Here is a 14267-nt window from a genome sequence, read left to right on the forward strand (position 1 = left end):
ATAGGCGATTTTGGAAAGAAAAGCGAAAGTGGGTAAAATTCCCGTCAGTGCTCCGTCAGGTCTTTTAATTGCCGTAACGGACGACTAGATTTCCAATGTCGTCCGTTTGGAAGCAAAGATGTATCGAGCACAGTACGATATCGGTTTCAGGAATACAGCACGAGGCCATGCGGTCTTGTGTTCGCCCTCCCGCGTGCTCGTGACAATGCTTTCGTTCGTGTTTCTTCTCTCAGTGCAACTCTGTTACGCAATGGCGCATGACATGCCATCTGTGCAGACAGTTTCTGATTGCAGTTTGAGCCTGCCGCATCACATGGACGATTCGTCGATGCCGTCGAGCATGGATAAATCTGCCCCAGTGGATCACGGCGCCAAAGCACCCAATGCTTGTGTCATGATGATTTGTGGCTGCGTCGTTCAGCTTGGCACGAATTTGCGTGCCTTTACTCCTGTTCTGGATTTTGGTTTGCCGCCGCTTGTCGCGGCACTTAGCGGCAAAATGCCGAATAGAGATTTGCGGCCTCCCATACTGCTTCCGGCTTGATCTGAAAATCGCCGCCAAACCTTTGGCGGCCATGAGATTATTGTCTGGAGAATAACCATGACTGGAATTACACGTCGTCGCCTGCTGTCTCTTGGGGCAGGGGCCGCTTTTCTAACCGCTATTCGCCCTTTTGACAGTATTGCCCAGGACGCGCACATGGGCCACGGCGCTGCTTCCTCAGCGACCGCCACGGCTGGACGGCCTTTGCCTTTACCGCCGTTGATCGAACCGGACGCATCGGGCGTTGTTAAACTGAAAGTGCAGACAGGTCGGCACAGCTTTGAAGAAGGAAGCGAAGCGGCATCTGCTGGCATCAATGGTGCCTATCTCGGCCCCCTCGTCCGTCTGAAGAACGGCGAAACGGTCACTCTTTCCGTTGAAAATGGCATGGATGAAGAGACTACACTTCATTGGCATGGGCTTTTCGTTCCGTCCGTACTCGACGGCGGGCCACATAATCTGATTGAGGCGGGTGCAGAATGGAAGCCGAAAGTTACGGTTAACCAGCCAGCCTCGTTCAACTGGTTCCATCCGCATTTGCACGGCAACACCGCCCGCCAGGCGCATATGGGTATTGCCGGTTTGATGGTGGTTACTGACGGCAAGGATGCTGAGCGCGGACTACCAGAAGATTACGGAGTGGACGATATTCCGCTGGTGCTTCAGGATCGCCGGGTGATTGAAGGTGATAAGGTCTATCAACCGGATATCATGGACTTGATGCATGGTTTCCGAGGTGACAAGCTTATCGTGAATGGTGTCGTTTCACCGGAAGCACGTGTTCCCGTCTCCATTGTCCGCCTGCGTATCCTGAACGGCGCCAATGCGCGAAATTTTCATGTTCGTCTGAGCGACAATCGGCCTTTGCTTGTCATAGCATCTGATGGCGGCTTCATTGGAAAGCCAGAAGCGGTCGAAAGGCTGACCATCAGCCCCGGCGAGCGCTACGAGGTTCTGGTTGATTTCTCCAAGGGTGAAGCCGCTGATTTGTTGACCTATGGGGATGACAGCGGCGGTGACGATCTGCACTTGATGCGGTTTGTCGTGGACAGCACCTTGCGAGGGAAAATCACGGCAGTTCCAGATCGTCTTGATGGTCCTGATGCAGCCGATGAAAAACTATCCGTAAAACGTCGTTCATTTTTCTTCGATGAGCGCATGGCGGAAAATATGAAACTGATGATGGCAAAGCCGCCAGTTGATCCTCATGCCGGGCATAATATGGGCAATATGGATATGAGCTCGATGTCCGGCGCCATGGATCATGATATGCACGGTGCCAGAACTTCTGCCGATGCGGGGCCTGCGCTTGAAGCTCTGACTTCGGGTGTGGAAATGGCAATCGCGGGTAAACCGTTCGACATGGATCGTATTGATGTCGAGGCTAAACTTGGCTCCTGGGAGATTTGGGATCTCACAACCAAGGAGATGCCGCACCCATTCCATATCCATGGAGCCTCATTCCGCATTCTTTCCCTGAATGGCAAGGCTCCGCCAGCGCACCAGTCGGGATGGAAGGATACTGCTTTGATCAATGGCAAGGCCGAAATACTTGTCCATTTTGACCGTGAGGGAGCAAAGAGCCACCCGTTCATGTTCCATTGCCATGTGCTGGAACATGAAGATGTGGGCATGATGGCTCAGTTCGTAACGGTATAATCCGGCTGGACCGCGTGTCAGGCGTTTGTCACGCGGTCCTCACACGGAAGATTTATTTTCGAACAATTTCTGACGGTGTGCGTTGTCCTCTCATCACGAATTATCGCGATCAGGAGGAAATGATGCAGCCGTTATTGATTGCTTCAGCAATGATGCTTCTGACAGTTCCAGCCGCTGCGGCGGATGTGAGTGTCAAACTCTACGAAGCTCTGCCGACGGGACAGGGGAAGGAAATCGGCACCGTCACGATCTCGCAGACTGCGGACGGATTACAATTCAAACCCGATTTGCGTGGCCTTCCCGCGGGTGAACACGGTTTTCATGTCCATGAGAAAGGAAGCTGCGCACCCGGCGAAAAAGATGGAAAAACTGTTCCGGCGCAAGCCGCCGGTGGGCATTACGACCCCTCACATTCCAAGCATCACATGGGGCCGGAAGGCGAAGGACATCTTGGTGATTTGCCTTTGCTCAAAACAGATGCCGAGGGCAACATAACGCAAAGCGTTATAGCACCGCGTCTCAAGTCACTGGATGAAATCAAAGGCAGAGCTTTGATGGTTCATGTTGGTGGCGACAATTATTCCGACGAGCCCAAGCCACTTGGCGGCGGCGGAGCACGGTTTGCCTGCGGTGTGATCGAATAGTCTGGAGCACAGATCTATCCCCAGTTCTCGATGCGGATTTTGGAACCATCTGAAAAGCGCGATATATGAAACGCTGAAGGATCGACAACCGGCGTTTCTCCCGTGACCATATCGGCCACAAGCTTACCTGCGCCTGGGCCGATACCGAAGCCATGCCCTGAAAAGCCTGTTGCTACGATCGCCCCTTCCACGCCTGGAAGTGGTGAAATGACCGGAATGACGTCCGGCATTGTGTCAATGAGGCCTGCCCATTCCTGTGCTATTGTGGCCGATGCGAAAGAAGGAATTGCCTGCTTCAGTTTTGCAAGGACCTGAGTATTCGCTGCCTTGTGTGGAGCGGGGTCGAGCGTGCGGATTTTCTCGAAGATGGAGACCTGATCGGCGGGACGAAGCTTCCACTGGAATGCTTCCTCGAAGAAACGTTCGCCAAACCGGAATCGCAACGACCGCCACTCGGTCGAAAGCGACGGTATAAAATCGCGGAAGAACCGAAAGCTGTCGGGCACGATATCGGCGATGGAGCCTCCAAGGCTTGCGACCGTATAACCTCCGTCCAGCCTTCTGCGCAGTGCAAAATCTGAAAATGCAATCGCAGGCTCCACACCGGCATCAATAGGCGCTGTACGGAATACGGATGAACGAACTTTCAATTGCGGCAGATGGGCATCAAAAGCGGAAACGATAAGTCTGGACCAGGCCCCGCCCGCGATGACCACTGCTTCACAGCGCAGGCGGCCGTTTTCGGTGAGGACAGCCGTCACCCGACCATTGGTCGTCTCGATACCGCGCACCGCACAATTTTGCAGGATGACAGCACCATTCTCTTGTGCTTTTGCTGCAAATGCCGGAACGGCCTTTTGCGGTTCCGCGCGACCGTCGAGTGGCGTAATCATGCCGCCTGCGAGATGTCGATTGACGCCCGGTGCAAGTGCTGCAGCTTGCTCAGTATTGAGAAGTTGTGTTTCGATACCGTGTTCGCTGGCGATTTTTATCCATTCACCATAAAGAGCCATTTGCTCTTCTTTTTCAGCTGTATAGGCAATCCCGGTAACGCGAAAGCCCGTTTCACGACCTGTGCGTTCGTTCATGCCATCCCATAGCCGCATGCTCTCGACGATGAGCGGCATTTCGCGGCTGTCACGGCCTGTGCGGCGGCACCAGCCCCAGTTACGGCTGGACTGTTCGCCAGCAATCTCTCCCTTTTCAAGAAGAGCGACGGGAATACCGCGTTCGGCCAGGAAGAGGGCTGTAGAAACACCAATAATGCCGCCGCCAATGATGGCGATTTTGGTTTCCTGCGGCAAGCTTTCGGCTGTCGCCACCTTATCCGTGACCGGCCCCATTTCGGTATTCTCCTGCAATGCGATTGGGTGATTTGGGTATGTGGAAGCATGGTGAGCATGGCCCGCTTTTTGTTCGCGATCAACCAGATAACCCATTCGAAAAATACTCAATTACGATATTCCTGAGATATTCTATCCTGTTTTGGTAGCTTTCTGGAGAATGTGTCTCTATATCCGCCTGAACTGCAATCTGGACACGCGATCTTGCTTATGGACGCACGCAACCCGCATGATGAACGACAGGTCTCCGGTCATTCCGGTCCGGCGCTGACGCTATCCGGTGTCGGTCGCCAGTTTGGCGCAGTGCGTGCGCTTGATGACGTGTCTCTTGATGTTCATGCGGGTGAGATCATTTGTCTGGTTGGTCATTCGGGCTGCGGCAAGACCTCCCTGTTGCGCATCATCGCTGGTATCGATGCTCCAGATAGCGGAACACTCACGATGGGAGGCAAGACGCTAGTCGGACCATCTGTTTTTATTGAGCCGGAAAAGCGGAACGTTGGTGTGGTCTTTCAGGACTACGCCTTGTTTCCGCATCTGACGGTCAAAGAAAATATCCTGTTCGGCTTGCGAAGAATACCCCGCGACGAAGCGAACGCACGAGCAGCCGAGCTTCTCGAACTGGTGTCGCTCTCCCATATGGCGGATCGCTATCCGCATATGCTGTCGGGCGGTGAGCAGCAGCGTGTTGCTCTTATCCGTGCCCTTGCTCCGAACCCACATCTTCTACTGATGGACGAGCCGTTTTCAAACCTCGACAGAGGTCTGCGTGCCCGGGTTCGCCGTGAGACGGTGGCTTTGTTAAGGGAACTTGGAACGACAGCGATTATCGTAACGCACGAAGCAGAAGAAGCATTGTCGACTGGGGATAGTGTGGTGTTGATGCGCTCCGGCAAGATAGTTCAAAGCGGTCCGGCACGCGAACTCCATGACCGACCAACGAACCGTTATGCCGCAGATTTTTTCTGCGACTTCAATATGATATCGGGCAAAGCTGAAGACGGTAAACTGGCTACTCCCTTTGGAGAGCTTGCTCTGGCTGAACAGCTTGAACCAAATGCCGAAGCGTTTGTTTATCTGCGTCCGCGAGACTTCTCGATTCTGTCCGATGCTGAATCCAACGAAGCTGTGCTGCATGGACATATTGAATCACGAACGTTTCTCGGTGAAATCGAAGAATTGGTTGTACGGGTGACTGATGCTGCGCCGTTGTTGCGGGTGCGTACAGAATTGAGGCTTCCGGCCTCTGCGACCGATATTTTTTTATGCCCACATTGGGATAAGGCGCTCATTTTCCCCAAGTGATGGAAAATATACGCCGTTAGAGTTGCATGGGTAATTGACCGTCAGCGAGCCTCACCGTATAACTTGATTAGTCCGCTCATAATTCAAAATGAACCATGTCCATCTGGAGGTAAAATGTCCAAATTTGCGCGTTCCGGTCTCGCCCTCGTCGCAGTAACGCTGTTCGCAGGAGCCGCCCACGCAGATGAAGTGAACATTTACACGACACGCGAACCGGGTCTCATTCAGCCCTTGCTCGACTCTTTCAAGTCGTCCACGGGAATTACGGTCAATACGGTGTTCCTGAAGGATGGTCTGGCAGAGCGTGTGGCCTCTGAAGGTGCGAATTCGCCCGCCGACATCCTTATGACGGTCGACGCCGGTAATCTGGTCGATCTCGTTGACAAGGGCCTTACCCAGCCTGTCGATTCCAAGGTGCTGAAAGAGGCCGTTCCGGAGCAGCTTCGCGACGCGAAGGATAACTGGTTCGCGCTCTCCATGCGCGCTCGCGTTGTCTATGCAGCCAAAGATCTGGAACTCGACAAGATCAATTATGAAGACCTCTCTGATCCGAAGTGGAAAGGCAAAGTCTGCATCCGTGCGGGCCAGCATCCTTACAACACCGCTCTCTTCGCGGATTATATTGCGCACTATGGTGCAGAAAAGACTGAAGAATGGCTCAAGGGTCTCAAGGATAACCTCGCGCGCAAAGCTGCTGGCGGGGACCGTGACGGAGCTAAGGATATCGTCGGAGGTATCTGCGACATAGCAGTTGCCAATTCCTATTATGTCGGTCTGATGCGTTCGGGCAAGGGCGGCGACGAGCAGAAGGCTTGGGGCGAAGGCATCAAGGTTCTGCTGCCAACCTTCAAGGCTGGCGGTACTCAGGTTAACATCAGTGGTGCGGCTGTTGCAAAGAACGCGCCGAACAAGGACGCGGCAGTCAAGCTGCTTGAATATCTGGTTTCCGATGAGGCTCAGCAGATCTATGCCAAGGCCAATTTCGAATATCCGGTAAAGCCGGGTGCGCCGCTTGATCCGATCGTGGAATCGTTCGGTGAGCTGAAGATCGACAGCGTTCCGCTGTCTGAAATCGTCAGCCATCGTAAGCAGGCAAGTGAACTGGTCGACAAAGTCGGTTTCGACAACTAAAAGCCTGATGAGTTAAGCGAAATAACGCCGGTGCAGTTCATGCGCCGGCGTTGCACTATAGAGAGACGAATGGAAGTCCTTGCAGCCATGCGGAAACGAGTTTTGCGACCCGCAAGAGCAGGGCGCAACTGGTTATGGTTCTCGGTTTTCGTCGCAATTCTGGTTTTGCTGCCGGTTTTCGCCCTTGCATTGGAAGCCATACAAGGCTCAGCCGGACTATGGGCGCATCTGTTTGCCACCAACCTGCCAACGGCTTTTCTTGAAACAGTCATTTTGCTTACCGGCGTTGGCATTATCGCTGCCGTCCTCGGGACGTCGATGGCATGGCTGGTCACGGCTTATGATTTTCGCGGTCGAGGCGTGCTGGAATGGGCGCTTCTGCTGCCATTGGCTGTACCGACATATATTATCGCTTATGCCTATCTCGATATCCTGCATCCCATTGGTCCGGTGCAAGGTGCTGTGCGCTTCGTACTAGGATATGAAAGCCCGCGTCAGTTTCGATTGCCCGACGTCCGCTCGATGACCGGGTGTATCATTCTGCTGGGCTTCGTTCTCTATCCCTATGTCTATATTCCTACACGAGCCATGTTTCTCACCCAATCCGCCAGCCTCATCGAAGCGGCGAGAACTCTGGGGGTAAGCCGCAAGGGCATCTTCTGGCGGGTTGCATTGCCACTTGCCCGGCCTGCAGTGGCGGTCGGTGTCAGTCTGGCCTTGATGGAAACATTGAACGATGTAGGGGCTGCCGAGTTCCTGGGCGTTCGCACATTGACCGTTTCGATTTATACGACCTGGATAACGCGTTCCGATCTGCCTGGCGCAGCCCAACTTGCACTCGCCCTTCTGTTTCTGGTTGTTGCTCTCGTTTCAATCGAGCGCTGGGCACGGCGCAAGCAGCGCTTTGCTTCCAATATCCGCCATTCGCGTGGCTTCGAGCCGTTGAAAGCCAGACGAGGGCAAGCGATCTGGTTGTTCTGTCTCTGCTCACTGCCGGTAGTTATCGGATTCGTACTGCCGGCAATCTATCTGGTCGTGGAGGCCATAAAACGTATTCGTTTTGCAGGTGTGTCCCCGCGATTGCTCGGCGAAGCTTTTAATACCGTTGCTCTGGCTTCGATCGCGACTGCGCTGGTGCTGATATGCGGAATGTTTGTCGCATATGCCGTCCGACTTTTTCCGGGTTCAATTTCGCGCTGGTCTTATCGCTTTTCGACGATGGGATATGCGGCGCCGGGCACTGTAATCGCCATCGGTATTCTGGTGGTCGCCGGCGGCTTTGATCATCTCGTCAATCAGTTCACATCGCATTTCTTCGGATATTCTGCCGGGCTGCTACTGATTGGGACAGGCGCAGCGGTCATCTATGCCTATGTGGTCCGATTTCTCGCCATTTCTGCAGGTGGTATTGATTCCGGATTAGAACGCATACCCTTGTCGTTGGATCATGCATCGCGCACATTAGGGCGCGGTGTGACACAAACATTCTGTGCAGTTCATCTGCCACTATCCAGAACAGCCATTGTGGCGGCAGGTCTGCTCGTATTCGTAGACTGTGTGAAAGAATTACCAGCAACACTTTTGCTGCGCCCACTTAATGTCGAAACTTTTGCAACGCATCTTTATGGTGAGGCTGCGCGCGGGACTTATGAGGAAGCGTCCATTGCGGCGCTTGCCATCGTGGTAGTCGGAATTTTGCCCGTGATATTGCTTGCTCGTGTCGGACGGCGTTTTGGCAAGCGTACTTGATCCACTCTTGCAACGTCAGCTTATGTGGGCCGATATATATCATAGTTCAGAAATGCTTAAATAGTTATTGGTACTTTTGTTCAGGGAACAAAGCACAGTCTGAATGATGCTCTGGTTGTATTTTTATATGGTGGCACTTCAGGCGGGCGCAGGGGGCGGTATGTTTAAAGTCCTGGAATGCGTAACAGTACAGCACGATCAACCTTTCGTGGTTTTGGCTGCATCCATCTCATTTGCAAGCATGTTTGCTTTCTTTCTGTTGCTCGTCCGCGCGCGGGAATGCACGGAAAGCCGCCGTGACAATTGGCTGGCGATAAGCGCGCTTGCGGGTGGATTGGGCGTGTGGGCAACCCATTTCGTGGCGATGCTTGCATATCGTGGCACCGTGGCAATCGAGTTCGATTTTACGATCACGGTTCTTTCAGCGGCAATTGCTGTACTTGGCTTTTGGCTGAGTGTGCGCTTCCTGAATGGTAAGGCGTTCAAATACGTTTTGATCGCAGCCATTTCAGCAACCCTATCGATTGCCGCAATGCATTTCACTGGTATGAGCGCAATCAGAGCAGCTGCAGATGTTCACTATGACCTTCCACCGATCCTGATTGGCAGTATAATATCGATCCTGCTTTTGCTGGCTGCTTTCTGGTTTGTGATGAATACTGCCGGCTGGATGCGCGTTTTGCTACCGACCGTTGGGGGGATTCTTGCTGTTTGCACGCTCCACTTTACTGCAGTTGCGTCGACCGAGCTGGTTCCAAACCCGACCCTTCCTGCTGCTGATCCGCTGGGCATAGGGCGTCTCTGGTTGATCGGTGCAATTGCCGCTGTTGTCAGTATAGTAGCGCTGACAACGATTATTGCAGTATTTGTAGATCGTTACATGACAGACTTGAAGGGATTTGCGAACGCTACCCTGGACGGACTGGCCGTCGTTCGTGATGGTGGAATAGTCGAGATGAACGCTCGGTTTTCCGATCTCATGCGGCGCAGTGAAAAGGCGCTTGTCGGTGTTGCGCCGGATACTCTGTTGCTGGCGGCTGATGGGCTCCCCGTCTGTGCTTCTCGCCCGGAAGCAATCGAAGCCGCACCCAGATTTCCAAATGATGAGCGTATCTTTGAACTCGCAGTTCATACGATTGAGTATCAGGGACGCCCTTGCGAAGTTCTGGCTGTCCGTGATCTTACTGAAAAGCGTACGGCCCAGCGTCAGATCGAGCATATGGCGCGGCATGATACACTCACGGATTTACCTAACCGAATGTTCTTTGAAGAGCGTCTCGCAAACGCAGTGGCACGCCGCAGCCGAGAGCCTTTTGCTGTACTCGCGCTTGATCTGGACCGGTTCAAAGCAGTGAACGATATTTTCGGCCATGCCGAAGGTGATCGCGTATTGAAGACGGTTTCCAGCATCCTGAAGCGATCCATAAACGGTATAGACACGGCAGCACGTATTGGCGGCGACGAGTTTATCATTCTGCAGGTCGGGGTTCCACAGCCCAAGGGTGCACGGAAACTGTCCGAAAAGATTCTGGATACCTTCCGGTCAGAACTGAATACAGTGCTCGATCCGACTGCTGTTGGTGTCAGCATTGGCGTTGCCGTGTATCCGAATGACGGCAAGGATGCAGAAGCCATCCGACATGCGGCAGACATTGCGCTTTATCGGGCGAAGACAGAAGGACGGGGTATGGTTGCATTCTACTCGCCGGAAATGGACCGCGAAATAAGAGAGCGTCGCCAGATGGAGGCCGATTTGCGCCACGCCATGGTTCGCGGTCAGATCAGTATTGCCTATCAGCCATTGTTCGCGACAGCAGATGGTAGTTGTACCGGCTATGAAGCACTGGTTCGTTGGAACCATCCGGAACGTGGCCAGATACCACCTGAGGTTTTTGTTCCTATCGCTGAGGAAACGGGGGTAATTGTCCCACTCGGTGAGTGGGTTCTGCGTGAAGCCTGCCGCACTGCCGCCGGATGGGAGAAGCATTTAACTATCGCCGTAAACCTCTCCCCCGTACAGTTCCGTTTGATCAATCTGCCGGACACGGTGAGTTCGGTTCTCGCACAAACGGGCCTGGATCCTACGAGATTGGAGCTGGAGGTAACAGAAGCCGCATTGATGAAGGACCGATTGACGACACTCGAACTGTTGCGTCGCATGAAGAAGCTGGGTGTCCGTATCGTGATGGATGATTTCGGCACTGGCTATTCGTCGCTCAGTAACCTTCAAAGTTTCCCATTCGACAAGATCAAGATCGACCGCAGTTTCATCACCAGCATGGAAACGGATGTTAGTGCGAGAGCCATTGTACGAGCCATCGTCGGGTTGGGTCGTAGCCTTGATCTCCCGGTGGTGGCCGAGGGTATAGAAACTTTTGACCAGCATCGCATGGTGATCGAAGAGGGTTGCGAACAGGTTCAAGGCTTTCTTTTCGGGCGTCCGGCCAATGCGCCAGCGTCAGCGGATCCGTCTTCGCGGCTTCCTAGCAAAAAGGGCGGTGGGCAAGTAAAGACTACCTAATAAACTGCAACCTTGTGAATAACGTTGAGGCTTCGGTGTTGCCGGAGCCTCTTTGCTGTGCCGAATTGTTACAAAGCTGTTATTTGATGCGATTGTGAATGAAATTCCATAGTGAAATATTCAGGGGCCGGAACCACAAATTTCTCAATCGCTGGAAGGGGTTGCGCCACATCCAATGCAGTCGAACACTGCGAATAGCGTAGTGTTTTCAACACGATATTTCGCGTGATCGCAATAATAAGTGAATTTATCCGAAGGAGCTTTCCGTGCTTGTAACACGTTACGGCCACAAAGCGAAAGCTGAATAGGACGAACAGTAACAGTACTAGTGATCGTAAAGACAAATCCCGTAACGGGGTCCTCGATACGCATCTTGGTTAAGTGGATGATGGAAACGATGCTTACTTCGCAACAATGGCTTCCGGTCGAGTTGCTCAATATCGGGCTGGCCGCTGCCCTTTTCTTCGCCTGCCTTGTTCACTCACTGTGGAAGGCTGTCTTCGATGAGCTCAACCCGTTATTCTGGCGCCGTACGGCTGCTCTGCTCTGGGCTGGTATCTTTATTGTCGCGCTGAGCGGCGGTATTGAAAGCTTCAACTGGCCACAGGCCATTGGATGGCTTCTCGTTCTTGGCGGTGTTGTTGCGACTGTGACACGTACCGGTATGAGCTATTATCGCCAATATTGCGCTCATACATCGCGCGGTGTTCATTCGGGTCGCACCCGGCTTTCTGGACGGTGATCGCCATGTTTGCAAAGACTGTTGAAATGCCTTTGCGGCTTCACCGCCCACATAGCTTGCGCTCGTTCTTTATCCGCGCTTTTGCTGCTGCACGATCCCGTAAATATTCGTAGAGCGTGCACCCGATCGGCAGTAACCAAGAATGGGGCCCTCAGCTTCATCCAGCGCTGCTGCCATCGCATCCACATCTTCTTGCGTCAATTGTCCGCCTACAACCGGGATGTAGTAAGTTGCAAGCCCGGCTTTTTCGGCGACACGTGCAATTTCGCTGAACTCGGGTTGTTCAGGGCCGCCTTCGCCGTCAGGCCGATTGCAAATGATTGTGCGAAATCCCTCCGCTGCAATATCGCGTACGTCGTCGGGCTCGATCTGGCCCGAGACTGAATAATTGTCGTCTACCTGGCGAATATCCATATTTTCCTCACTTGCCGCTCAAATCGCGACGGCTTGTCCGGTGGCAACTTACATTAAAGTTGTTTTCATGCCACATGAAACTGCTGGGAGAACGGATGCGATGACAGGGGAGCGATTAAGGTGACGATCCACAAGGTTAGCCAGAGCGCTGTACGTATCGCGCATCGTGTGTCGAGCTTTCATGAAAGCACCCGAATGGTCCCGGAAGAAGTGCCTGTGGCGGTCAGCTATAACGGTTCAACCCAAGCCGTAATGATGGCTACGCCGGATAATCTTGAGGACTTCGCGATCGGTTTCACGCTCACCGAGAATATCGTTGACCATATTTCCGAGATAGAAGCGGTTGATGTCGTAGCCTTTGAAAAGGGTATAGACCTACAGATCAGACTGTCCGAACGCCCCGAGCAGAGGCTTGCCGCGCGACGCAGGTTTATGGCTGGTCCCGTTGGGTGTGGTCTCTGTGGTATAGATTCAATCGACCATGCGTTGCGGTCGCTTGAGGCTTTGGAACAAGGTGATAGGAAATTCTCTTCCAACGATATTTCAATGGCTGTCGCGTCTCTTACCAAAGAGCAGCAACTGAATGCTGAGACCCATGCAGTTCATGCGGCGGGGTTCTATGTGCCAGGCGAGGGGCTTATTGCTGTACGTGAGGACGTGGGGCGGCACAACGCATTGGATAAACTCGTCGGAGCTGTCTCGCTTACCGGTACTGCACCGGGAAATGGGATAGTCGCGATTACCAGCCGTGTTTCGGTCGAAATGGTGCAGAAAGCAGTTATGTTCGGCGCGCCGGTTCTGGCCGCAATCTCTGCGCCGACAGCTCTTGCCATCCGAACGGCTCAGGAGGCCAATCTGACACTTGTTGCCTTAGTAAGGGGTGATGAATTCGACGTTTATGCCCACGGAGAGCGTATCGCAGGAGAATGACCGGCCTTTTCGCAAAGGCCGGTCGAAGCATCATTATGCAAGGGCGGTAATACGGCTGCGTTCGCTAACGACCTGCAACACCGCATTGGCTGCTTCCACGCCCTTCACTTTGAAGTGGGCATGGAAAAATTCATGATGTTCCTTGCTTTCATGGAAATGATGCGGCGTCAGAACAACGCTGAGCACCGGAACTTCGGCCTCTAGGCCGACTTGCATCATGCCGTTGATGACGGCAGTTGCCACGAAATCATGTCGATAGATGCCGCCATCCACGACGAACGCAGCGCCGACAATGGCAGCATACTGGCCGGTTTTGGCCAGAGTTTTGGCGTGGAGAGGAATTTCATAAGCGCCTGGAACGTCGAAGACTTCGACTTCTATATTGGTGCCAGCCTTTGCGGACAGTTCCGCGATAAAGCTCTTGCGAGCTTCGTCGACAATATCGGCATGCCAACGCGCCTGAATGAATGCGATCTTGAAGGAAGTCTTGTTCGGATAGCTCTGGTTCATAGGTTCCACACGAAACTAGAATCAGGGCGCACAAAAGAACGCATTGATTGTGCCCAAGGGCGCAATCCTAACGCTCATTCGCTCTCTTCCATCCGGACTTTAACCGTCGGCTCCGGCATCTCACCGGATCTGCTGACCCTGAACAAAGCCGAATCGGCATCTTTTCAGGCGCTCGCGGGCTCGAAACTTTCGCTTCATACCGCCGGTGGGGAGTTTCACCCCGCCCCGAGAACAAGCCCGCACACCATTGTGCGAGCGGCGTGAAATTAGGGTTTCGTCGCGGGCTTGTCCAGTAAAATAAGGGAAATTTTATACTCCCGACATTTCAGGTCGATGAGGGGGGGGAGAGTGCTGGTTTGATGGGAGGCACCATGTAAAACGCTGCCCTTGAGGTGGTAATGCTTTAATTTCTAAGCGTTTTTCAGGGTGCTGGCTCTACCTGAAGTTTTAATCGATTGAATTTTACGCGTTTTATCTATCGGAAGATATTGACACCCTGGCAGGGTTTGGGCCTATCCTATGTTCACATCTTGTCTTGCGGATATTTAGCATCCTTAAAAGACAACGTTGTCAATTGGGCTTAAGCGGCGTATGAGTGGGATGGAGGATTTCAGGAAAAGCGTCGTGAGGGATGGCCGGGCACAGGTGAAAGCGGAAGCTTTCGCATCGTATTGCGGCAGTGAGTAGGAGAAACTGGTTGTGTGGTGCAGCTGGTTTCGGGTCTGTGCCGAAGAGGCGCGGATGGGAATGACGAGATGGATTACTGCGCTGAAGC

Annotated in this window: 12 protein-coding genes and 1 riboswitch; of the genes, 9 read left to right on the plus strand and 3 right to left on the minus strand. The window is 53.3% G+C overall.

What is annotated here, in order from left to right; all coding sequences use genetic code 11:
- Positions 1-118 precede the first annotated feature (118 nt).
- From KWJ32_RS02005 to sodC, 3 genes are all read left to right on the plus strand, one after another.
- Entirely contained in the window at positions 119-544 is a 426-nt protein-coding gene (locus KWJ32_RS02005) for a hypothetical protein (RefSeq protein WP_080514359.1), read from the plus strand.
- Positions 545-601: 57 nt separating this feature from the next.
- Entirely contained in the window at positions 602-2203 is a 1602-nt protein-coding gene (cueO, locus tag KWJ32_RS02010) for a multicopper oxidase CueO (protein ID WP_012093188.1), read from the plus strand.
- Positions 2204-2325: 122 nt separating this feature from the next.
- The gene (sodC, locus tag KWJ32_RS02015) at positions 2326-2847 is read left to right on the plus strand and encodes a superoxide dismutase family protein (RefSeq protein ID WP_151609608.1); all 522 of its coding nucleotides are present in this window, start codon (positions 2326-2328) and stop codon (positions 2845-2847) included.
- Positions 2848-2861: 14 nt separating this feature from the next.
- Here the strand turns inward: sodC and KWJ32_RS02020 are convergent, their stop codons facing one another.
- Positions 2862-4190 carry an FAD-binding oxidoreductase gene (locus KWJ32_RS02020; protein WP_012093186.1) on the minus strand — a complete coding sequence of 443 codons (1329 nt, stop codon included), beginning with the start codon at positions 4188-4190 and terminating at the stop codon, positions 2862-2864.
- A 210-nt stretch (positions 4191-4400) separates the two neighbouring features.
- Here KWJ32_RS02020 and KWJ32_RS02025 point away from each other — a divergent pair, with 210 nt between their 5' ends.
- The 5 genes from KWJ32_RS02025 (at position 4401) to KWJ32_RS02045 (ending at position 11638) form a co-directional block, all read left to right on the plus strand.
- Entirely contained in the window at positions 4401-5495 is a 1095-nt protein-coding gene (locus KWJ32_RS02025) for an ABC transporter ATP-binding protein (protein WP_012093185.1), read from the plus strand.
- Positions 5496-5609: 114 nt separating this feature from the next.
- A complete protein-coding gene (locus KWJ32_RS02030) occupies positions 5610-6626 on the plus strand; it encodes a Fe(3+) ABC transporter substrate-binding protein (protein ID WP_012093184.1) in 1017 nt (338 codons plus the stop codon).
- Positions 6627-6665: 39 nt separating this feature from the next.
- Entirely contained in the window at positions 6666-8375 is a 1710-nt protein-coding gene (locus KWJ32_RS02035) for an iron ABC transporter permease (RefSeq protein ID WP_012093183.1), read from the plus strand.
- A 160-nt stretch (positions 8376-8535) separates the two neighbouring features.
- On the plus strand, positions 8536-10896 hold the full coding sequence (locus tag KWJ32_RS02040) for an EAL domain-containing protein (protein ID WP_012093182.1): 2361 nt from the start codon (positions 8536-8538) through the stop codon (positions 10894-10896).
- A 385-nt stretch (positions 10897-11281) separates the two neighbouring features.
- The gene (locus KWJ32_RS02045) at positions 11282-11638 is read left to right on the plus strand and encodes a hypothetical protein (protein WP_012093181.1); all 357 of its coding nucleotides are present in this window, start codon (positions 11282-11284) and stop codon (positions 11636-11638) included.
- 69 nt (positions 11639-11707) lie between these two features.
- On the opposite strand, the gene KWJ32_RS02050 is transcribed toward KWJ32_RS02045, so the two are convergent.
- The gene (locus KWJ32_RS02050) at positions 11708-12052 is read right to left on the minus strand and encodes a TIGR01244 family sulfur transferase (RefSeq protein WP_010659007.1); all 345 of its coding nucleotides are present in this window, start codon (positions 12050-12052) and stop codon (positions 11708-11710) included.
- 120 nt (positions 12053-12172) lie between these two features.
- Here KWJ32_RS02050 and fdhD point away from each other — a divergent pair, with 120 nt between their 5' ends.
- Positions 12173-12982 carry a formate dehydrogenase accessory sulfurtransferase FdhD gene (gene fdhD, locus KWJ32_RS02055; RefSeq protein WP_012093180.1) on the plus strand — a complete coding sequence of 270 codons (810 nt, stop codon included), beginning with the start codon at positions 12173-12175 and terminating at the stop codon, positions 12980-12982.
- A 33-nt stretch (positions 12983-13015) separates the two neighbouring features.
- On the opposite strand, the gene KWJ32_RS02060 is transcribed toward fdhD, so the two are convergent.
- Complete coding sequence (locus KWJ32_RS02060) at positions 13016-13492, minus strand: 6,7-dimethyl-8-ribityllumazine synthase (RefSeq protein ID WP_012093178.1); 477 nt, start codon at positions 13490-13492, stop codon at positions 13016-13018.
- Between the two features lie 76 nt (positions 13493-13568).
- Positions 13569-13729, minus strand: a riboswitch (FMN riboswitch).
- Between the last annotated feature and the right edge of the window lie 538 nt (positions 13730-14267).

Source organism: Ochrobactrum sp. BTU2 (genome assembly GCF_024539785.1).
Classification (GTDB): Bacteria; Pseudomonadota; Alphaproteobacteria; order Rhizobiales; family Rhizobiaceae; genus Brucella; species Brucella anthropi.